This window comes from Acinetobacter sp. 40AMC3-4 (assembly GCF_049898185.1).
In the GTDB taxonomy this organism is placed as follows: Bacteria; Pseudomonadota; Gammaproteobacteria; order Pseudomonadales; family Moraxellaceae; genus Acinetobacter.
This window is the reverse complement of sequence record NZ_JAFCXG010000007.1, coordinates 90304-113229: the sequence shown is the minus strand read 5'-3', so window position 1 is coordinate 113229 and position 22926 is coordinate 90304. Positions and strand designations below refer to the sequence as shown.

The 22926-nt window shown below is 42.2% G+C and carries 18 protein-coding genes; 5 read left to right on the top strand and 13 right to left on the bottom strand.

The window, feature by feature from the left end; all coding sequences use genetic code 11:
* Window positions 1–72: 72 nt before the first annotated feature.
* Window positions 73–1629, bottom strand: a complete 1557-nt coding sequence (locus ACP7BU_RS10190; RefSeq protein WP_180038459.1) for a phospholipase D family protein — start codon at window positions 1627–1629, stop codon at window positions 73–75.
* Window positions 1630–1749: 120 nt separating this feature from the next.
* Between ACP7BU_RS10190 and ACP7BU_RS10185 the strand changes: the two genes are divergently transcribed.
* The 3 genes from ACP7BU_RS10185 (at window position 1750) to ACP7BU_RS10175 (ending at window position 5172) form a co-directional block, all read left to right on the top strand.
* Window positions 1750–2862 carry an S-(hydroxymethyl)glutathione dehydrogenase/class III alcohol dehydrogenase gene (locus ACP7BU_RS10185; RefSeq protein WP_425878534.1) on the top strand — a complete coding sequence of 371 codons (1113 nt, stop codon included), beginning with the start codon at window positions 1750–1752 and terminating at the stop codon, window positions 2860–2862.
* 208 nt (window positions 2863–3070) lie between these two features.
* Window positions 3071–3601: a hypothetical protein gene (locus ACP7BU_RS10180; protein WP_425878532.1), complete on the top strand. Its 531-nt coding sequence runs from the start codon at window positions 3071–3073 to the stop codon at window positions 3599–3601.
* Window positions 3602–4122: 521 nt separating this feature from the next.
* On the top strand, window positions 4123–5172 hold the full coding sequence (locus ACP7BU_RS10175) for a 3-deoxy-7-phosphoheptulonate synthase (protein WP_425878530.1): 1050 nt from the start codon (window positions 4123–4125) through the stop codon (window positions 5170–5172).
* 617 nt (window positions 5173–5789) lie between these two features.
* Here ACP7BU_RS10175 and ACP7BU_RS10170 read toward each other — a convergent pair.
* Together ACP7BU_RS10170 and ACP7BU_RS10165 are read right to left on the bottom strand one after the other, a co-directional pair.
* Window positions 5790–7124, bottom strand: a complete 1335-nt coding sequence (locus ACP7BU_RS10170) for an ISNCY-like element ISAba32 family transposase (protein ID WP_159373180.1) — start codon at window positions 7122–7124, stop codon at window positions 5790–5792.
* A 139-nt stretch (window positions 7125–7263) separates the two neighbouring features.
* Window positions 7264–7821: a hypothetical protein gene (locus ACP7BU_RS10165; protein WP_005262814.1), complete on the bottom strand. Its 558-nt coding sequence runs from the start codon at window positions 7819–7821 to the stop codon at window positions 7264–7266.
* Window positions 7822–8397: 576 nt separating this feature from the next.
* On the opposite strand from ACP7BU_RS10165, the gene ACP7BU_RS10160 reads away from it, so the two are divergent.
* On the top strand, window positions 8398–9597 hold the full coding sequence (locus tag ACP7BU_RS10160; protein ID WP_425878527.1) for a PilT/PilU family type 4a pilus ATPase: 1200 nt from the start codon (window positions 8398–8400) through the stop codon (window positions 9595–9597).
* Between the two features lie 75 nt (window positions 9598–9672).
* On the opposite strand, the gene ACP7BU_RS10155 is transcribed toward ACP7BU_RS10160, so the two are convergent.
* The 10 genes from ACP7BU_RS10155 to ACP7BU_RS10110 form a co-directional block, all read right to left on the bottom strand.
* Entirely contained in the window at window positions 9673–10848 is a 1176-nt protein-coding gene (locus ACP7BU_RS10155) for an MFS transporter (RefSeq protein ID WP_425878525.1), read from the bottom strand.
* A gap of 240 nt (window positions 10849–11088) precedes the next feature.
* Window positions 11089–11463 (bottom strand): glycine cleavage system protein GcvH, encoded by a 375-nt coding sequence (gcvH, locus tag ACP7BU_RS10150; RefSeq protein WP_005262825.1) that lies wholly within the window; start codon window positions 11461–11463, stop codon window positions 11089–11091.
* Between the two features lie 82 nt (window positions 11464–11545).
* Window positions 11546–12574: an AraC family transcriptional regulator gene (locus ACP7BU_RS10145; protein WP_005262827.1), complete on the bottom strand. Its 1029-nt coding sequence runs from the start codon at window positions 12572–12574 to the stop codon at window positions 11546–11548.
* 459 nt (window positions 12575–13033) lie between these two features.
* Window positions 13034–14887: an ABC transporter ATP-binding protein gene (locus tag ACP7BU_RS10140; protein WP_191112254.1), complete on the bottom strand. Its 1854-nt coding sequence runs from the start codon at window positions 14885–14887 to the stop codon at window positions 13034–13036.
* A 226-nt stretch (window positions 14888–15113) separates the two neighbouring features.
* Window positions 15114–16388, bottom strand: a complete 1275-nt coding sequence (locus ACP7BU_RS10135; protein ID WP_425878522.1) for a mechanosensitive ion channel family protein — start codon at window positions 16386–16388, stop codon at window positions 15114–15116.
* 166 nt (window positions 16389–16554) lie between these two features.
* Window positions 16555–17091, bottom strand: coding sequence for a DUF2058 domain-containing protein (locus tag ACP7BU_RS10130; RefSeq protein ID WP_425878520.1), 537 nt, complete (start codon window positions 17089–17091; stop codon window positions 16555–16557).
* Between the two features lie 15 nt (window positions 17092–17106).
* On the bottom strand, window positions 17107–17781 hold the full coding sequence (locus tag ACP7BU_RS10125) for a YoaK family protein (RefSeq protein WP_425878518.1): 675 nt from the start codon (window positions 17779–17781) through the stop codon (window positions 17107–17109).
* 42 nt (window positions 17782–17823) lie between these two features.
* Window positions 17824–19020 (bottom strand): serine/threonine transporter SstT, encoded by a 1197-nt coding sequence (gene sstT, locus ACP7BU_RS10120; protein WP_425878516.1) that lies wholly within the window; start codon window positions 19018–19020, stop codon window positions 17824–17826.
* A gap of 327 nt (window positions 19021–19347) precedes the next feature.
* The gene (locus tag ACP7BU_RS10115; RefSeq protein WP_425878514.1) at window positions 19348–21096 is read right to left on the bottom strand and encodes a SulP family inorganic anion transporter; all 1749 of its coding nucleotides are present in this window, start codon (window positions 21094–21096) and stop codon (window positions 19348–19350) included.
* Window positions 21097–21312: 216 nt separating this feature from the next.
* Window positions 21313–21630 (bottom strand): ArsR/SmtB family transcription factor, encoded by a 318-nt coding sequence (locus ACP7BU_RS10110; RefSeq protein WP_004280410.1) that lies wholly within the window; start codon window positions 21628–21630, stop codon window positions 21313–21315.
* Window positions 21631–21911: 281 nt separating this feature from the next.
* On the opposite strand from ACP7BU_RS10110, the gene cysK reads away from it, so the two are divergent.
* A complete protein-coding gene (gene cysK / locus ACP7BU_RS10105) occupies window positions 21912–22910 on the top strand; it encodes a cysteine synthase A (protein WP_278357021.1) in 999 nt (332 codons plus the stop codon).
* The last annotated feature ends 16 nt before the right edge of the window (window positions 22911–22926 follow it).

Below are 22926 nucleotides of genomic sequence, written 5' to 3'. Positions count from 1 at the left end.
AGTTAGGTTAATCGGCTATTCTCGAAATACGGGCTTTTCATAGCATGTAATTTTAAGGTCACTCCAATGTCATTACATTAACCATTCACCGGGAAATTTCGTCACCAGATTCATCATAAAACGCTGGAATTTTGTAGTTTCCGGATCATGTGAATGTTGAATGCTACGGCCATCTTTTTGATGTTCCAGCCAAATCATTTCATTTTTTTCGTTCAGTTTAAGTTGATAAGCCACGCGTGGTAAGTACTGATCCATCGCACTGGTGATTTCCTTCTGAAAATCTTCCGATTCAATGACCAGACCGACTTCGGTATTCAGATAGGCTGAACGCGGATCAAAATTAAATGAACCGACAAACACCATGCCATCCAGATCAAAAAATTTGGCATGCAAACTGGAGCTATTTTTGTTTTTAGCCGGGATGATGTCTCCAGTCATAATTTCATACCAGGTCCGTTCCGGACGGACAATGTAGGGTTTAAATTCCCAGAGTTCGATGCCACTTTTCAATAATTGCTGACGATATTGCTGATAATAGGCATGCACCGCAGCCACATCATTGGCCTGAAAAGAGTTGGTCAGGATTCTGATTTTCACACCTTGTTGCGCACGGCGGGTTAAATAGTCGGCCCCTTTTTGCGTGGGAATAAAGTACGAGGACACCAGTTCCAGATGTTTTTTTGGCTCACCCATCAGTTCGAGCATATGGGTATAAATATAATCGCCATTTTTGGCATGGGGGCGTGCTTTTGCGGGACTATCCGCAACAAAATAAGCCGGCGCCCAGTGAATGGGTTGTTTTTTTAAGTGTTGTTCGACTTGTTTCTCGGCAATGCCCACCCGGCGTTTGAGTTCAGTTTCGTCAACATCTTCTCGTTCAAATTCAGTTCTGAGCCTTTTAAGCATTTCAGGATGGCCGGCATCATTCAAGATCTGTCGAACGTCATAACTCAGATCATCATTCCAGAAGTTAATAAAGGTCTGATTGGCATCTGTTACGCTTTGCCCTGCGAAGAATATATCCACATCGGTGAATTGAAAATCTTCACTGGCATCAAAATATTCACTACTGATATTGCGGCCGCCGGTCACGGCTGCAGTGCCATCCGCAATGATTAATTTATTGTGCATGCGATGATTAACCTTTTTCATCCGGAAGCCATAATCTAGCGCACGTAAATGACGAAATTTATAGGGATTAAAAATCCGGACTTCAAAATTTGGATGCTGGCTTAAAGCAAGAAGCTTGTCATCAAGCTGGGTGCCATTTTGATCATCAATCTGGACCCGAACTTTGACACCGCGATCGGCGGCTTTGAGTAATTGGGACAAGATCATATTGCCAATATAATCATCCTTCCAGATATAATATTGTAGATCCAGATGATATTTGGCTTTGTTAATCAGGTGCAGGCGTGCTGCCATACTCATAAAGCCATCATAGAGCGGCAAGAAAGCCGTTTTACCGCTATTAATCTGTTGTTTTGAAAGTTGATTGTCGATCCAGTGCGCAGGTCGAACCGGCGTGATTTTCGCTTCTTCAGCAGTGTTGGGAGCCAGTTCACAGCCAGAAAGCATGATGCTAAAAGTAAAAATGCTCAAACATACAAAGGGCGAAGGTTTAGTCATTGATGTTCCATTAATTATAGGATCTTTTATTCCTTATCTGGTGATGTTAATAGTTGAATCTCCGAATAGAAAGAGGTTACTGTTAGTCATCTGTAAATCAGCAAAAAAAGACAGTTTTACATGAAATCACGTGCAGCAGTTGCGTTTGGTCCAGGCCAGCCATTAGAAATTGTAGAAGTGGATGTTGCTCCACCAAAAGCAGGTGAAGTACTGGTAAAAATTAGCCATACAGGCGTGTGTCATACCAATGCATTTACCTTGTCTAGTGAAGATCCTGAAGGTGTATTTCCTGCAATTTTGGGTCATGAAGGTGCGGGTGTGGTCGTTGAAGTAGGTGAAGGGGTCACCAGCCTGAAACCGGGCGATCACGTGATTCCGCTTTATACTGCTGAGTGTGGCGAATGCTTGTTCTGTAAATCAGGTAAGACCAACCTGTGTGTTGCTGTGCGTGCGACCCAGGGTAAAGGTGTCATGCCAGATGGTACGACCCGTTTCTCTTATAATGGCGAGCCGATCTATCACTATATGGGTTGTTCAACTTTTTCTGAATATACCGTGGTAGCTGAAGTTTCTCTGGCAAAAATTAATCCTGAAGCCAACCATGAGCATGTTTGCCTGCTTGGTTGTGGGGTGACTACCGGTATTGGTGCGGTGCATAACACCGCTAAAGTTCAGGAAGGTGACAGTGTTGCAGTATTTGGTTTAGGTGGTATCGGTCTTGCTGTAGTACAAGGCGCACGTCAGGCCAAAGCCGGCCGTATCATTGTGATTGATACCAATCCGGATAAATTTGAACTGGCGAAACAGTTTGGTGCAACAGATTTCCTGAATCCAAAAGACTATGATCAGCCGATCCAGCAAGTGATCGTCGAAATGACTGGTTGGGGGGTAGACCATTCATTCGAATGTATCGGTAATGTAGATGTAATGCGTTCAGCACTAGAATGTGCGCATCGTGGCTGGGGTCAGTCGGTAATTATTGGTGTAGCCGGAGCAGGTAAAGAAATTTCAACCCGTCTATTCCAGTTAGTCACAGGTCGTAAATGGATGGGTACTGCTTTTGGTGGGGTGAAAGGTCGTTCACAATTACCGGGAATGGTAGAGCAATCCATGAAAGGTGAAATTCAGCTGGAACCTTTTGTGACTCATACCATGCCATTAGGTCAGATCAATGAAGCTTTTGACCTAATGCATGAAGGCAAGTCGATCCGTACAGTCATTCATTTTGACTAAGCTGTTTTAATCTAAAAAAGACCGGTATTAAACCGGTCTTTTTTATGCGGCTTTCACTTGATTCAGGATACATTAGTGCATGAAAGCCTCACAGAGAGTCACTGAAACAACACACGCCTGCTAATGTCATTACATGCCAGATGCTTATATTAAATAGGACGTATGAAGATACGTGCTAAAACCATTTTAAAGAATAAGGATAAGCTCTATGTCGAATGATAATTTTGATCGTGATGTAATTAATAATGCGCCTAAAGATGTCCGCGATGATTTAAATGCTGATCCAATTACGGGTGAACCTGGCGCACATCCTGTAGGTACAGGTGTAGGTGCTGCAGGTGGCGCAGCGGCAGGTGCAGCCATTGGTGCTGCAGGCGGTCCAGTCGGTGTCGCTGTTGGTGGTGTAGTCGGTGCTGTTGTTGGTGGTCTGGCAGGTAAAGGTGTAGGCGAAGCTATAAATCCAACAGAAGAGCAAGCTTACTGGCGTGATAATTCGATCAATACGCCATACTATTCAGATGCCCGTACTAGCTATAGCGATCTGGATTATGACCGTGATTATGATACGGCCTACCGAGTCGGTTATGAAAACCGTGGCAGCTATGATGCCCATACCCGTTTTGAAGACGTAGAACCTGATTTGAGACTGAAATGGGAACAAATGAAAGGCGAATCACGTTTAAACTGGGAACAGGCTAAATTTGCAGTGCGTGATGCCTGGAATCGTGTTTCACGTTAATTTTTAATCTTTGGATTAAACTGAAGTTTCTTTGGTAAAATCTGCAATAGGTTTGTGGGTTTTACCAATTTTAGTGATACATCTCACGGTTTGATGAATTAATAAATAAAAGTAGAAAAGTTAATAAATATTTTTTTATATTTAATGCTTGTCAAATGATCACAGAGCGCGTATTTTAATTTCAGAATCACATTTTATGAAAGACATAACATGTTAAAGCAGCCTATCATTTCAAACGCATATTTTTATTTCTGGCAGTTTAGCTAATTGCCTGAATGCGTTTGGGCAATGAAAAGGTTGCCCACCAGTTTATACCTGATCGGCAACCCTGATCAGGTTTTTTTATGCCTTTCATTTTTTACAATATTTTGGAGACAGCCATGACAAACTTTAACTATTCATACTTTAACAACTTTTATTGGTCTTATTTTAGTCAGCTAATGACACTCACAACACCTTCGATTAGACCCATAACGCTCAAATAAAAGTTTGGACTGATTGCCAGTCCCAGGATTAAAGTCATGAATATCCCAAATACATCACAACAACATCATGCTGAAAGCATTTTAATTTTACCTCAGCAGCTTAAGCAGCAATTGCCACTGTCTCCGCAATTGGCCAGCCAAGTCGCTGAACATCGTCAAACCATTCAAAATATATTAGAAGGCAAGGATCATCGTTTGATGGTGGTCACCGGCCCATGTTCCATTCATGATGAAGCCTCCGCGCTAGACTATGCAGAAAAATTAAAACAGCTTCAGTCACAGGTATCTGATCAGATTTTCCTAGTGATGCGTGCTTATATCGAAAAACCACGGACTACGGTAGGCTGGAAAGGTTTCCTTTACGATCCAAATCTGGATGGTTCATCCAATATGCAATTGGGCTTGGAAAAATCCCGTAACCTATACCTCAAAATTATTGCAATGGGTCTCCCGATTGCCTCTGAAATCCTTAGCCCGATGGCAACAGCTTATTTCGATGACTTACTAGCTTGGGGTGCGATTGGCGCACGTACCAGCGAATCGCAAATTCATCGCGAAATTTCCAGCCATATGCCATATAGCATTGGTTTCAAAAATGGTACTGACGGTTCGATTCAAATTGCTCTGGATGCCATTCAGTCTGCCTCTCATCCGCATCAATTCCTGGGAATGAGCCAATCCGGTTTGCCATGCATTTTACACTCGCAAGGTAATCCTAAAGCACATTTGATTTTACGTGGCTCGAATAGCGGACCAAATTATCAATTGTCAGAAATTGAGAAAATCCGCGCCAAACATCAGATCGACTTACCCGCATTGGTGATTGACTGTAGTCATGGCAATAGCTCAAAAAATCCGATGCTGCAGCCTGAAGTACTGGAGCAGATCGTGGCAGAACGCTTACAGACCAATGTTCGTGGTGTAATGCTAGAAAGTCATCTTGTTGACGGGAATCAAAAAATTTCTGAGCAAATGACTTATGGTCAGTCAGTCACTGATGGATGTCTGGGCTGGAAAAAAACCGAACAACTATTGTTAAATATGACTGACTCACTACGAATTGAAGGTTTGAAGCGTAGTGCTTAAAACTGAATGATGTCTTTCCTCAATTGATTGGGGAAAGACAGAATCGGATGAAGCTGATCAGTGCATCTCCCAGATGCTTAAATCAGCTCATCAGAGCGTTTGAAAATAAAAATAATGATTAGAACGATTTTATAAATTGAATAAAATAATTAAATTAAAAAATAAACAATAACAATAATTTATTAGAGATCTTGCTCCAGCTCATTCTATACGGCTGACCAGTCATGATCTCAGGAATCTCGATATGTATACAACCGAATTGCTCGATGAAGCACGTAAATTTATGCACCATATGCTAAGCGTAATACGGACTCCAATAATGAACTGCGCTTGCAAATCAAATTGAAAAGTAATCGTCTTAACCCAGTTTTGCAGGCGGAAAGTACTCAAATATCTATGCTTGAGCAGTCTAGATCACGCACACTTTCTACCGATTAATACTGAGGATCTGGGCAACGCATAATTTGGCTAAAAACGTATGGCCAATGTCACTTTTAATGTTAGGTGGCATAATCAATGCCAGAGTCTGAAAGCGGATATTTCTATTTTGGACTTACAAGGGTTGTTATTCACCAATTAAAATGTCTATGCGATAAACCATTTAAAATGTCCTGTTTTTAACCACAAGAGTCAAGCACAGGATTTAACTTTCTTTGTTCAATAACAGCTTTCTGAGCTTTACGACTCGGCATACTTTTCTTGAGACGGGAACGTTTATTCTGTTTTTCCAACTCTTCATGCTGTTGCTGAATATGTGCCAGAACTGTACCTAACCGTTTATTCTCAACGATCTCATTCTGCTGTAGCCCAGCTAATTTATTGAAAATGCTGTAGTTGAGCTTTCGTCCCTCGTGCATGAGGGCCACAGTCCCATCCGGGTACTCCAGAAATGAAATATATTGCCCAACAAGCTTATGATTCAGCTCTGTCGGTTCAAGCAGATAAATACATTTGTCATAGGTCAGGGTCAGATTCTTGGTGACCTTACGCGGTTCCTGCCAGGTAAAAATATCATCCAGTTCAAGATGAGATTCGGTTAATGGCCGATGTAAATTCTTTGAGTTTCGCGCACACTTGGCAAACTTCTGATTGAAATGCTCAATAAAGCAGGGCAGCCAGGCATTTGCCTCGGCAATTGAACAGATACCTTCTAGGCGCATTTCCTTGATCAGGCGATCCTGGAGTGTTCTATTGGCACGTTCCACACGGCCTTTGGCCTGGGGTGAGTTGGCGAAGATAATATCAATATTTAACTCATTCAGAATCCGCCCAAATTGCGTGATCTGGCTATCTTGGCTCGATTTCTGATTCACTCGGAATACCGAGTGTTTATCGCTATAAAACGCTAAAGGCTTGCCGTATTGCTCAATGTAGGCTCGGGTTGAAAGCATATAATCAAAGGTCGTTTCAGCCTCACAAAAGCGCAGATGCAACAGCTTTCCAGTGGCGTCATCGATATAAACCAGCAAGCAGCATTTGGAAGCTCGACCTTCAAACCAGTCATGATATGAGCCATCGATCTGGATCAGCTCACCGAAGCAATCACGGTTGTATCGAGGCTGATATGGACGTTTCAGGCGCTTGGATCGAGGAATCCAGAGGTCATTTGCAGTCATCCAGCGACGAACCGTTTCTACCGGGATATGCAGGCCAAACATGCTGCTGAGCTTCTCATGAGCCAATGTAGGACCAAAGCCAAGTAAATGTTCAGAAATAATGGAAAGACATTCTGATTTTAACAGGACGTCATGGCGACGATGACCCGGTTGACCACGACTGGCATGTGCCATACCTGAGACACCATCTTGATTGAGCTTCTGCAATAACCGGGTAATTTGACGGGTGGAAAGATTCAGGATTTCAGCAGCACGGACCTGGGTAATACGATGATCTCTAACGTCTTGCAGAACTGCAAGACGTTGAATTTCTTTATCAGACATAGTGATCAGCATTTATATTTTATATCCAGTCCATGGTGATAAAAACCATCATAAACCAGACATTTTTATTGGTGAGAATATAGACACTTTAAATGGGTTCTAACAAGGGCCTTTCGTATAATCGCCATTATGTTAAATGGCACTAAGCATATTAATTTTGTCTATATTTACGATTATCAAATATGTTCATAAATATTAATGTAAAGAATACCATGAGGGCATATTGCAAACTAAAAGCAATAGCAGAAATATAAGGATGTGCGAAACTGTTTAAGTAGGTAAGAGTATCGCCTTTGCGCCATTCTTTATATGGTGGGAGAGGCTCATCATTAATAATAAACCAAGTCAGGTTCATTAGGCCTAAAGTAAAACAGAAAAATACAATGCCAAGCCAGCCATTGATAGACTGCTGGTTCTTATTTAATGTTGCATAATGCTGACGTATTTGTCTTACATATTTGGCTGGTAGTGGGTGTCTTAAATAATTAATAACAATAAGCCCAATCACGAAAAAATTACATATTGCAAAATAGTCATTTAGAAACTTATGTTGGCTTGAAATCGAAGAGTCAATTGTGGTCGGAAATAAGCCCTGAAATGAGAAATCAAAACTGACTATGACTAATGCGATTACAGTGGGTACAAGATAAAAATAATAAAATGGTGCTGTAACATCTAAATAATATAAAAAAGCTGATTTTTTTTTCATAGTTTTTGGTGATTTCGTTTAAGTTTTCCTAAAATTAACATAATACACGTTATACGAAATTCTCTATTTTATTTTATATAAATCATATTTTTATAGTCAAATAAAAAGCCTAACTTAGCTGAATCGGGCTTTTTTAATAATTTATTAAGTTCCACGCCTGTTATTTGAGCAAAGTTCCACGATTTAGTTCAATTTTCATAAACATTGTCCTACTTTTCATAATTCGTTATCGCATATGGTAGAACCGAAATTGGTACATAAAAAATAGGGGAGTTGGTAATCATAAGGAAAAAAAATGACACTCTATATGTCGTAAAGGACAAATAATGAATCGTCTGACAGAGTTTTACCATTTAAATGACAATCTTCTTTTTGAGCAGAGTTGCTTTAAAAAAGCATACATATTGCAGGTTAATTTAATTTTTATTGAAGTTCATCACATAAATTTTTAAAAATATTTTCTTTATAAATCAAATATATTTGAGCATATTTATAAAACGCTGCACAATCAAATTAAAATATTTGGCATAAATCTAAGATCAAGGTTTGTGCAGTTGTGCATTTCCGGGGGAAAAGATGTTCACGGCAGAATTGTTGGACGAAGCAAAAAAATTCATGCATCACATGCTGACTAAAGTGGTGGAATATGGCGGTTCAGATTTATTTATTACGGCTGATTTTCCACCGAGTATTAAACATCAAGGCTTAATGAAACCTTTTGGACAGCAGGAACTCACAGCTGAAAAAACCAAGCTGTTTGCCTACAGTCTGATGAATGATAAACAGCGTAAAGAATTTGAAACTGAACTTGAGTGCAATTTTGCCATCACCGTGCCAGGTGTTTCCCGTTTTCGGGTCAATGTGTTTGTACAACAACTTAATGTTGGCATGGTGATTCGTACCATTACTGCAGAAATTCCAAATTTCCAGAAGCTGAAATTACCGGAATCTCTGAAACATGTGATTATGGAAAAACGTGGACTGGTATTGGTAGTCGGAGGAACAGGTTCCGGTAAATCAACTTCACTCGCAGCCATGATTGACTATCGAAATGAAAATTCAGCCGGGCATATCATTACCGTAGAAGATCCGGTTGAATATGTGCACAAGCATAAAAAATCCATGATTACTCATCGTGAAGTCGGAGTGGACTGCCATTCCTGGCATAATGCGCTGAAAAATACCTTGCGTCAGGCACCAGATGTGATTCTGATCGGCGAAATTCGCGATACTGAAACCATGGAACACGCGATTGCTTTTGCTGAAACTGGACATCTGTGTCTGGGAACGCTGCACTCGAACAATGCCAACCAGACTTTGGACCGGATTATCAACTTCTTCCCGGAAGAACGCCGGAACCAGCTATTAATGGATTTGTCATCCAATATGAAGGCGATCATTTCACAGCGTCTGATTCGTACTCAAGATGGTAAAGGCCGTCGTGCAGCGATTGAAATCATGTTAAATACGCCACTGATGTCTGACCTGATTTTGAAAGGTGAATTCCACGAATTGAAAGCGATTATGGCGAAATCGCGTGAACTGGGCATGCAGACCTTTGACCAGGCCTTATTTGACCTGTATAACCAGGGTGAAATTTCTTATGAAGAAGCCTTGCGCAATGCCGATTCTACCAATGAGTTACGCCTGCAGATCAAGCTGAAAAGTAACCGACAGGACAGTACTGCACCAGCTAGTGAAGCAACCCAATTCACCATGATGCAAGATCCAAAAGCGGATGAGAAAGAAGCAGAGAATACTCCGGTGTCAGAATAAACATTTACTCAAAAAATCACAGGCAGAATTTTCTGCCTGTTTTTATTTATCTTATTTATTATTCAATCCATAAAACTAGACGGTTTTACGTTGCACCACCAGCTTAAAATAAATAATACTGCTTAAGGTTAAAATACCGCATAGCATAAAAGCAAACTGATAACTGTAAGCTGCAATGATGGCACCAATCAGCAGTGAACCGATGGCAATCCCCAGATCATAAAAAGTATAAAAAGTTGAGGTTGCATAGCCAATTCGATGCTTGGGCGCACGTTGAATCGCCAAGGTTTGAATACACGGTTGCACACTGCCAAAGCCCACGCCAACCATGACTGCAGCCAGCATGAATCCCCATAAGGTCTGAATCTGGCTAAGTAAAAATAAACCCAAACTAAAAGCCATCAAGGCCGGATAAATCACATACTGCGGACCTTTACGATCATAAATTTTTCCGGTGATCGGCCGTAAGCTCATCATGGAAATGGCGAAAACCACAAAGAATAAACCCGCATAAGCCATTAAATCCTTGCTGGCTGCAAATGGCGCGATAAAGGACATGATGCTCGCATAAGAAAAAGAAATCAGCATAGCCAGTACCGCGACAGGCAGCACTTTCTTTTCCACAAAATCATTCAGCTCAAGCGATGTTTTCTTGTTGGTATTTTCGATGATTTTTTCAGGCTCTTTGACCGGAATCAAAAAACAGAAGGCAAATCCAATAAAAACCAAGACGATCAATAGCATACTGACCTGAAAATAAGACCAGTATTCCATCAGGCTTAGACCTATTAACGGACCTAAGACAATCCCCAGATTAACCGACATGACAAAATAGCCCATGCCTTCGCCTTTACGCTGCTCCGGAATAAACTGGTTCACCACAAGCACACAAACTGTAGTCAAGATACTGAACCAGATGCCGTGTAAGAAACGGATGATAAACAGAATCGTGAGCTGATCTGCCAACAGATAAGTAAGTGAAAATAAGCTAAAGAACACTTCAGAAATAATCAGGGTTTTACGCACCCCGAATTTTTCGATAATTAAACCGCTAAAAGGTCGCACTGCAATGGCAGACACCATAAACAAGGTCATGGCCAGACCTGCCTGAGTCAGGTTGCCGCCTAATTCTTTTAAGATGTATATTGGCAAAATTGTGGTTTGTGCAAAATAGAAAATAAATAAAAATAGGTTGTTGGCCAAACAAAGCACAAATGACTTGGTCCATAGTGGCGCTGCAATGGCGTTCATGATTTTCCTAAAATGATATGCTGTAAGACGCTGGGCTCAGCATGGGAAATTATTGTTATAAATAAGCGCGAGCTATCTAGGAGCGAAGGAGATATGAGCAAGACTTTAAGAAAAATAAGTGAAAAATACAATGATATTTCATGATAAATGCATGAAATTTAATTTGAACTAGGAAATGCAACGCTTGATCTTTAATAAAAAAATCAGCCCGGAGGCTGATTTTTTTAAAGTTAAAATGGCTTAGAGGCCAGCTTCATATTCTGTATTGGAAAGCAGCTTTTCGACATCTGCCATATTGTCTGGCTTGATTTTATAGATCCAGCCTTTGCCGTATGGGTCATCATTAATAAAATCAGGATCATCTTCAAGATCAGGATTGATTTCAACCACTACACCAGACACCGGCGCATGAATATCAGAAGCTGTTTTTACTGATTCAACCACGCCAGCTTGTTCGCCTGCAGTGATATGTGAAGCAAGATCTGGTGCTTCGACATAAACCAAATCACCTAACGCATCCTGTGCATGGTCGGAAATACCGGTCACAACAAGATCACCCTCAATGCGCGCCCATTCATGTGTACTTGCGTACTTTAATTCTGCAGGATGATTCATTGATAACTCCTTAAAAATCTTAAGATCATTTTTGACATGTTTTATACATTCTTTTTAAGCAAAACAAAAGGCTTATACTCCCTTATAAATAAGGATCTTTGCGCCAGTTGCTCGGGCTGCGACCACTCCAGCGTTTAAACGCCCGGCTAAAATTGGCCACATCACTATAACCCAGTTCATCGGCAATCTGTTCCAGGGTAAAATCTGTCCGGGATAATAACGAGGTGGCATGCCGGTAACGCACTTCATCGACCAGGGTAGAAAAGGAGGTGCCTTCGGCGGCGAGTTGACGTTTTAAGGTGCGGTCAGACATGTGCAAGCGATCCGCCACACTTTCAATACTGAGATAGTGTTGCTCAGCATGGGTCAATATATCCCGGACACGCATGGCAATCCGGTGCCGTTCACCCAAGGCAGAAAGTTCTGTTTCACACTGGTTAATTGCAATCTGGCTGGCAATTGGATCGGCATGTACCAGCTTGTTCATCAGATAGCTTTTATCAAAACTCAGAATTAAATGCGGCTGTTCAAAGCGGAACTGATGGGTAGGGAACTTCGCCATAAAGCGTTCGAAACCTTCAGGCTTCTTAAAATCGAAGTCGATTTCTCCCGTTGCATCGTTAATGCCTGTAATCGCTTTGGCCATACTGATCAGACCAATCATTAAAGCAATTGAAATTTCGGTGCGCAGAGGTTCAAGCTGAATATCGGTTTGCAACTGCACCGTGGCTTTGGCGTCAAAGGTTGAGAAAAATAATTGCAGGAAGGGTAAACGGAGTTGAATAAATCGGTTCGCCAGTACCAGCGCATCGGTAATATTATTCGCCGTCATAATGGCATAGCCAATAAAGCCATGAATCGAGATCCGCATCTGTGTGCCAAGATGATAGCCCAAGGTCGGCTCTCCGGTCAGTTTCAGGGCATATTTGACCAGTTCATTGGCGACAGGAGTTGGAATACGAAAATCAGGATCTGCCAACTGTTCACTGGTCAGGCCAAAAGGTTGGAAAAGCGACTCATTGTTATAACCCCAGCGGGAAATGACATCGAGAAGCAGGAGACCGTAAACACCTGGAATTCCTTGGTCTTGGCGTGGAGCAATTGTTTTCATGCGCGATCCGTTGCACTCATTCAAATTTTTTTATTTATAAATAGATATTGGCATGAAGCCACCAAATTTTTCATTAAAATTGTTGGACAAAATTTTGGCGATTGTGATTCTGCCACTGGCAGATTAGCCTGAATTCAGCATTAAAATCAATTTAAACCACATAATTTTATTGATGAAATTAAAATTATTTTATTGAATAAGTCGCATCCCAGCATCTGTTTGCTCAGGACAGGACGATTGGTCTAGTTTTATTAATCATTGAACAGGACTTCTTCAGAGAGCTTTCAGAACTAGAGAGAGATGTCATTTCATAAGATACCAGATAGATGGCAACTTGCTGTTCATCTGTAGAGAAAATTTTACAAAGAAAGGTCTGGGCAAAGTTTTCCTTTTTCCAGACCTGTTTAATATTAAGGACGAGCAAATCATTAGAAGTTTTGAAATCTTCTAGAGATCATATTATTCATGATCTTTTGATGCTTTGACCTGTTGCTGAATCAGCATGCCACCAGTTTGACGCTGCCAAAGTTGGGCATAGATGCCATTTAATGCCACCAGTTCATCATGCGTGCCTTGCTCGGCGATTCGACCTTGATCCAGTACAATCAGACGATCCATCTGGGCAATGGTAGACAGGCGATGAGCAATGGCAATCACGGTTTTACCTTGCATCAAGTCGTCCAGACTGTTTTGAATTGCTGCTTCGACTTCAGAATCCAGCGCACTGGTCGCTTCATCCAGAATCAGAATTGGGGCATCTTTCAGGAACACACGAGCAATGGCAATCCGCTGACGCTGCCCCCCGGAAAGTTTCACGCCACGTTCACCCACATAAGCTTCATAGCCTTTTTTGCCACGCAAATCGGTCAGATTGGGAATAAACTCTTCCGCTTTGGCTTTACGCACAGCTTCAAACATTTCTTCATCAGTCGCATCTGGACGACCATATTTAATGTTTTCCGCGACAGTGCGATGTAGCAGTGAAGTATCTTGAGTCACTAATGCAATATTCTTGCGCAAACTGTCCTGAGTCACATCGTCAATATCCTGACCATCAATCAAGATACGACCCTGGTTAATATGATAAAAATGCAGCAACAGTTGAATCAGGGTAGATTTCCCTGCACCTGAACGGCCGACAATACCAATTTTTTCACCTGGGCGAATGGTCAGATTAAACTGATCAATCACGTTTTTATCATTATAGGCAAAGCTGACATTTTCGAATTTAATTTCACCGTGATTGAGCTGTAGCTCTTTGGCACCCGGTTTATCTTCAATGGCAATTTTGCGGCCTAAAGTTTTCATACCATCCTGAATGGTACCGACATTTTCAAACAGGGCAGAGGTCTGCCACATCATAAATTCGGCAATACTGTTCAGTTTCAGTACCATTGCTGTAGTTGCAGCAATAATGCCCAGCTCGGCCTGACCTTCCATCCACAACCAGATCGCGGTACCCAGTACGCCGCCATATAACACTACACTCAGCAGCAAAATGCTGATTTCGTATTGAGCACCCAGACGCATCTGTTTATATACCGTTACCATAAATTCCTGCATTGAGGTCTTGGCATACTGACTTTCACGGCCGGCATGAGCAAACAGCTTCACGGTCTGGATATTGGTATAGGCATCCGTAATACGCCCGGTCATGACGGCACGGGCATCCGCCTGGGCATTGGAAATTTTGCTCAAACGTGGAATGAAATAACACGCTGCACAGATAAACAAGGCTAGCCAGACCATCAATGGAATGATCAGCAAGGGTGAAATTGCACCTAAGACAATATTAATCGTGATGAAATAAATCAGCACATACGCCAGCATGTCACCCAGAATGACCCAGAATTCGCGTACTGCCAGAGCCGTTTGCATGACTTTGGCAGATAATCGTCCGGCAAAATCGTTGTGGAAAAAATCCAGGCTTTGTTTCATCAGCAGATTATGAAAGCGCCAGCGTAAACGCATGGGAAAGTTGCTATACAGAATTTGATGCTTAATCAGTGATTGTGCGCTGGCGAAGAAAATATTGGCCAGCAGAACAATACTCAGTAAGGTTAAATTGCTGGCATGTTGCTCCAGAAAAGTATCGGGCTGGCTTTTACTGAGCCAGTTCACCAGCTCACCAATTTTTGAATACAGTAAGGCTTCGAAGCTGGCAGCACCGGCGGTACACAGCACCAGAATCAGTAAATAACGGCGGACTCCATAGGCTGCCTGCCAGACAAATGGAAAAAACTTGGTCGGTAAAGGTTGATTCAGATTTTTGGTGGGATAGGGGTCAACCAGTCTTTCAAGCCATCGAAACATTATCGTACTCTTATCATGCATTTTGCTTTTCGGGAATTATAAAGGATTCTGTTTTTTTAAGCCCGTAATTGGGTGAAATTGCCACAAAATGATTCACTCAATTAAAACTTAGATTATAAAAATTAAACTAAAGCCAGATTTATGCCAGTCAGGATCTAAACAGATGAGGAAATAAAAAAGCCTGAAATGCAGCAGCATCTCAGGCTTGAGATTGGATGACTTGTGTTTAAGTAATAATGGAAGACGGTTGAGTAAATGCTTCCTTTAAATCAAGACCTGAAGGCGCTTGATACACCTTTAAACCAAATTCCGGAATAATCGCCAGCAGATGATCCATGATATCCGACTGGATATTTTCATACTCGACCCAGGCGGTGGTATTGGTGAAGGCATAAATCTCTAACGGTAAACCTTCACTGGTCGGCTGCAATTGGCGCACCATCAGGGAATGATTTTTACTAATGCCCGAATGCTGTTGCAGATAAAATTCCACATAGGCACGGAAAGTTCCCAGATTGGTGAGACGGCGCTGGTTATATTGCGAATGATGGCTCAGTTGCAGGTTAAATTGTTCCAGTTCCTCTGACTTGGTATTTAAGTATTGATCCAACAGAATAAAATTTTTCAGCTTGTTCTGTTCTTCAGCCGACATAAAATGCACGCTGCTTTGATCAATATGAATCGAGCGCTTGATCCGGCGTGCACCGGCTTCCTGCATGCCACGCCAGTTTTTAAAGGTGTCCGTCACCAGTTTGTTGGTCGGAATCGTGGTCACCGTTTTATCAAAGTTCTGTACCGTAATGGTATGTAATGACATATCAATGACATCGCCGTCCGCATTCAGCGAGGGCATTTCGATCCAGTCGCCAATCCGCACCATGTCATAAGATGAAATCTGAACCGACGCCACCAGCGACAAAATGGTATTTTGAAAGACCAGCATCAACACAGCGGCCATGGCACCGAAGCCAGCCAGTAAGGTAAAGACATCTTTTTTCAGGAAAGTGCCGAGAATCATCAGGCCACAGACAATAAAGATAATCAGCTTGACCAGCTGCAAATAGCCTTTAATCGGTTTGTTACGTGACTTGGGATTACGCTGATAGACCAGGTTAAAAATATTCAGTAATTCACCAAGAGCCAGGGCAATCGTCAGGAAAATAAAAGCCTGTGCACCCATTTGCACAAAGGACTCAACCTTGTCAGATAAATGCGGTACCGTGGTGATCCCGTTCATGATCACGACTGCCGGAACAATATTGGCAATCCGGCGAATCACGCTATGCTCAGCAAAAATCTGATTATTTGCAAAAGGCATTCTGGAAATCAGTTGACGTATTCCGCGTACCACAATTTGCTTGGCAAATAGATTGGCAAGAATCGCCAGTAAAATCACAATACTCAGTGAAGATAGCATTTCCAGCCATGGGTACTGATCTGCCCATTCTTGAATATTCCGAATAAAATTCAACTGTTCCAAACGATCTTTCTCTTCAATCAAAAATTTAGATCAAGTTTATAGTTTTGGATCAGATTTTTTAATATTGGATAACCTTTTAAAACATATTTATTGGTGCGAATCATTCAATAAAAGCACCTACAAATAAAAAAACCGGCAACTTTGCGGGTTTCTGATCTTCGATATTTCAGTAATGATATCGCGAGGCTTACCACATCAAATCATCAGGAATAACATAAGCAGCATATGGATCTTCTTCATCGGTGGTTTCTTCATTTTTCTCTGAATTATTCACAATGATAAAGCCCTGCATTTTCGCATTGATACGATCTGCCAGCGCTTTTGGCAAGAAAGCATAGCTGTCATTTTCACGTGCAATGACCAGACTGCCTGCCACCAGCGCATTATAGATTTGCTGGTTTAAATAGACTTTTTTGACTTTACTGTCATCAATAAACTGATACACCGCATCGCCGTCAGTATCACGGATTTTATGTTGGTTAATCATTTGCATGATTGCGGCTTTCAGTTCTTTTTCCTGCAAAGCTGCTTTTTTCTCTAGCTCAATTGCCTGATCTTTGGCCATTTTTTGCTGTTTGTCTTGTTCAATCTTGGCTTTGATTTCAGCCTCGGTACCGTCACCGGTGCGTTTTTCATGCACAGCCTGTTTAGACAGTTTTTTGGCTTTTTTATTGTCGACCAATCCTGCCTTTAACAATTGTGCCTGCAATGCATTTTTAACCATGAGAATGTCCAGATATTAGTCGTGTTGATGTCGATAACGTAAATAAATCACCCAATACGTGAGACTGAGAACCAGACTCAGCACTGCCGGGATCAGGAATGCATTTAATTTTAAATAAGGATATAGCCAGCTGGCAAGAATGCCACCGCTTAAAAAACCGAACAAAATAAGCAGATGCAGAACTACGCGTCGTGATTCTACCTCTAATCCGCGCAAACGGTAGCCCATCGCCAAGCCGAGGTCGGTGAGTACGCCAGATAAATGCGTGGTGCGAATAATGGCGCCTTTATAATGGCTGACCATGGCATTTTGCACGCCCATGGCGACACAGGCCCATAACAAGGCACAGCGCGGGAAATAGGGCAATAATAACCAGCAGATCAAAATAAAAATAGCCACCAGGCTTAAAGGGTAACCATAAAGCTGCCCCAGGCGAAAGTGACTATTTCCAAGAATCAGCCCGCTATAGGATGAACCAATGACATAGCAGAGTGTGACCAGAAAGAGATACAACATCTGTTCTGGTTGCCAGTTCAGCAGGGCCATGGCCAGCATGCTGACATTACCGGTCATATGTGAAACAGACTGGTGCAGTACCGTCACCAGACCCAGGACGTTAATCATGCCGGCATTGACCGCAAGAAAAAACGCCCCTAATTGTACCCAGGTAGGTAAACGCTGTAATGGCATAACAAAATCATTGGCTAAACATATTGATTAATCAATATAAAATCAATTTGATGCGCGGTCTACTGCTGCAGTAAATAAAACATCAGTCGATGAGTTTAGCGCGGTTTCAGTAGAATCCTGTAATACGCTGATCACCATACCAATGGCGACCACTTGCATGGCGATATCCGAAGAGATCCCGAACAGGCCGCATGCAACTGGAATCAGTAACAATGAACCGCCTGCAACACCAGAAGCACCACATGCCGAGACGGTTGCCACCACAGAAAGAATCAGCATGGTACTAAAGTCCACGCTAATGCCCAAGGTATTGACTGCTGCCAAGGCGAGAACCGTAATAGTCACTGATGCACCACCCATATTGATGGTCGCTCCCAGAGGGATGGCAATGCTTGAAGTCGATTCTTTAACACCCAGACGTTTCGCCAAGTCCAGATTGACCGGAATGTTGGCTGCCGAACTACGGGTAAAGAAAGCGGTAATGCCACTTTCGCGCAAACAGGTGAACACCAGTGGATACGGGTTGTTACGCGTCATTAAGGCAACCAGAAGCGGATTAATCACCAGTGCCACAAAAACCATCGTTCCGAGCAACACAGCAAGTAAATGTGCATAACTGGTCAGTGTATCCAGACCAGATTCAGCAAAAGTCACCGCAACCAGACCAAAAATACCCACAGGTGCAAAGCTGATCACTAAACGAATCACATAGTTCACTGCAAAGGCTGCATCATTCAAAAGCGTCTTGGTGCTATCCGATGCATGACGGAAGGCAATACCCAAGGCCACTGCCCAAGCCAGAATACCAATAAAGTTTGCTTCAGCAATCGCAACGACCGGATTGGTAACAAAACTGAGCAGTAAATTCTTCAGGATTTCTACCAGACTGCCAGGTGGCTGTAATTCAGCTTGTGCAGCGATATCCAGAAACAGCGTACTTGGAAATAAGATGCTCGACACCACAGCGCTCAGTGCAGCAAGGAACATACCCACTGCATACATGATCATAATCGGTTTGATGGGGGTGTTGGATTGACCCACCTTAAAATTCGCGATAGAAGCTAAAACTAAAATGAAAACCAGAATCGGTGCAACAGACTTCAAGGCTTTAATAAACAGGTCGCCCAATAGGCTTAATGAGGGAGTAGCTTCGGGAAATACCACAGCCACACCCACACCTAAAATAATGGCGATGATGATTCGAGAGACTAAGCTCATGCGCATAAGGGCAGAAAACATAAGGTTGCCTTGTGAAAATTACGAGGGCTAAATTTGGGAAAAAGTTGCGCTATTTTATACTTAATTTAAACAAGGCTTAAAATATATTTTTATATAAAAACCAAGATATTGATATTATTGATTTATTCTAAAATTAATTGCTTTAAAACATTGCTTATATTGAAGAAAAACTTCTTAAAATGATGAATAAATCACCACTTTTAAAATTGTATTCATGAAATAAATATCAAAGTTAAATAGATAAATTCAAATTATATTTGAAAATTTAAGAAGTTAGAACTTATGACCGGTTGGAATTTCCGGCCATAAGTTCAAGTATCTGCTGTCTTAAATTGTATAATCTTTATGCTGCTCAAAGATCTCTGGCGCCAGGTCCTGAATCGCCTGAAAATGGGTCAGATAAATGCGCCCGCTCAAATGCGTCATCAATTTAGAAGCTTGCAGCTTGTCTATGACCGGACCTTTGACTTCGGCAAAATGCAGACGAATATCCAGTTTGGCCAGTTCCGCATTTAAATCTTCCAGCATTTCCAGGGCACTCAGATCAATCGCACTGATGCTGGAACAGTTGATAATCACATGTTGTAGCTGGTCATTCAGGCTGATCTCATTGATCAGATAACCTTTGAAGCTATTGGCATTCAGAAACGTCAGATTCTCATCAATCCGTAGTGACAGCACCCGGTCGGAGGTACTGACCTGATGCCGCTGAATATTACGAAAATGCTGGGTTCCTTCGACCAGACCGACAACTGCAATATGCGGACGGCTGATTCGCCATACCATCAGCACAAAGGTCGAAACGATCCCAATAATCAAACCAGTGGAAATATCAATCAGGACCACGCCGAGAAAAGTAATCCACATGGCAAGGCCATCTGCCTTGGAATAGCGCCAGGCATCAAAAAATGGCTGAAAATTAACCAGCTTCCAGATGGAAACAATAATCGTCGCGGCCAGAATGGTCAGCGGCAGATCTTCAAAAAATCCGGTAAAGAACAGGCTCACGAAAATAATCAGAATCGAGGATAAAACACCGGCCATAGGTGATTTAGCACCGGCATCGGCATTCACCACCGTCCGCGACAGGCTGCCCGTCACAGGAAAAGCTGAACTCACGCCTGCACTGATATTGGCCAGACCGAGCGCAATCAGTTCCTGATTACTGTTTAAATGACTGCGTTGCTGCAAGGCCGTCGCTTGAGCAATCGATAGTGACTCCACAAAACTGATCATGGCGATCATGCTGGCACCCGGTAATAAGGTCATGACCAGTTCCCAGTTCCAGTGTGGAAAAGACAAGGGTGGAAAACCGGACGGAATTGCACCGACGGTTTTAATGCCCTGAAGCTTTAAATCCAGAAATACAATTGCTGCAATGCCGAGACATACCAGAATCAGGGGCACTGCACGTACCAGAAAATCTGTAGAGCCGATCCGGCTTTGTACAGCCTGAGATTTTAATAACTTGGGTAAATAGATTAGCAGACCGATAGAGAACAGGCCGAAAATCAGGCTCGGCACGTGCAGCAGCGGGAAATATTGCAGCAAACTGCTGACAAACTCCGGAAGGTTATTGGCTTTTAAAGGAAGATCGACCAAAAACTTTAACTGCCCAAACGCAATCAATAAGGCAGAGGCAATAATAAAGCTTTGAATCACGGGATGACTGATCAACTGGATCAGAAAACCAAAACGGAATAATCCCAAAAGCAGGGAAATAATCCCGACCATCAGTGCCAATAAAGTCGCAGCTTCAATATAGACTGGTGAGCCGACTTCAAAAAGTGGATTGAGCGTAGCAAAAGTCATCATGGAAATGATGGCTACCGGGCCAATCGATAAAGTCGAACTCCCACCGAGCAGGGCATAAATGATCATCGGCAGGATGCTCGCATATAAACCCATGATCGGCGGCAATCCTGCCAGCATGGCATAGGCCATCCCTTGAGGCACCAGCATTGCCACCACAATCAGGGCAGCCAGCACATCAGACTTAAATTTGACCGGCGTGTAGTGGCTTAACCATGCCCAGGCAGGCAGTCTATGCAGAAGTTTAGACTTGGAATTTTGCATAAAAAGGTCTAAATCACAAATATAGATATATTATGCACAAATTCTGCTAAGAAGTCTTAGCTGATCTAGATTCTTGATGAATCATGTTTAAAATGAAACATCTGGGTCAGTCGTAGATCATTTAAAAAACTCTATGATCGTGATCTTAGTGGTGTAGAACGACCTCAATAAGAGTTTAAAGAAACTTATCTTGATGACTGAAAAAAGAAAGATTCTTTATTTAGCTGGATTGCCACAATACAATTGATAAAGGGTATTTAAGACCACAATCAAATTTTGATCTTTAATTGAATAATAAATCTGTTTGCCGTCGCGCCGGGTATCTACCACATCGCTTTTGCGCAACATCATGAGCTGCTGGGAAAGTGTCGGCTGTTTAATCTCAGTTATTTCCTCAATTTCTGAAACATTCAGTTCCGCTTGAGACAGATGACATAAAATAAGAAGACGGTCGGTATTGGCCAGAGATTTTAAAATGCCAACGACCTGTTCTGCTGAATCGCGCATAGTCGTGATTTCAAAATCGGTTTTCATTCAATATGTCCATTATAAAGTTACAGCCCGCTAATTATACGGGTCTTAGCCCGTAATACCTTGCTAAAAACAGTTAAGTTTTATGGTTTTTAATGAATTGAATTATCAATTAAAATTATATTTTAAATATTGATAGATAAGATAAATTTATTGCATAGTGCAGAAAGTATTTTAGTTCACATTCGTGCAATGAAGTGCAAGTTTCATCAAACATCTACAAAGCAAAAAAATGCTTGTATGATGTTTAAGCGACTTGAACCAATAACATCAGGGATATCATCATGAGTACAGATTCAGCTTTTCCAACACCGAATAATTTAGGTATAGCGGTTTATAGTAATAATGCAGACGCGATTGGAAATACACCGCTTGTTCGTATTAATCGTGTGATTTCCGCTCCGGCCACGGTACTTGCGAAAATTGAAAGCCGTAATCCGGCATTCTCAGTCAAGTGTCGTATTGGTGCCGCGTTGATTAATGATGCTGAAAAATCTGGCAAGCTCAAATCCGGTATGCATATTGTCGAGCCAACCAGCGGCAATACCGGGATTGCATTGGCTTTTGTTGCGGCAGCCAAAGGTTATGACATTACTTTGACCATGCCTTCAAGCATGAGTATTGAACGCCGTAAGGTGGTGAAAGCATTGGGTGCCAATCTGGTTTTGACTGATCCGGCCAAAGGTATGAAGGGCGCGATTGAAGAGGCAGAACGTTTGCTGAATGAGAACCCTGAACAATATTTCCTGCCACAACAGTTTGAAAATCCGGCCAACCCTAAAATTCATGAAGAAACCACGGGCCCAGAAATCTGGGAAGCGACTGCGGGCAATGTCGATATTCTGGTCGCAGGTGTCGGAACGGGTGGAACCATTACCGGTATTTCACGCTACTTTGAAAAAGTGAAAAACAAGCCTTTATATTCTGTGGCGGTGGAACCTGCTGAGTCTGCAATTATTGGTCAGGCCAAACGCGGTGAAGACATTACACCTGGACCACACAAAATTCAGGGGATCGGTGCCAACTTCATTCCAGGCAATTTGGACCTAGACCTCGTTGATGAAGTGATTGCCATTCATAGTGCAGATGCAGTCGAGTGGGCACGTAAAACAGCAGCTCAGGAAGGTATCCTGGTCGGTATTTCAAGTGGCGCGGCTATGGCAGCAGCGGCACAATTGGCGGCTCGCCCTGAAAATGCCGGTAAAAATATTGTGGTGATTTTGCCAGATGGTGGTGAACGTTACCTGTCTTCGATCCTGTTTGAAGATATTTCTGCTGAATAACATTGATGCATTTTAT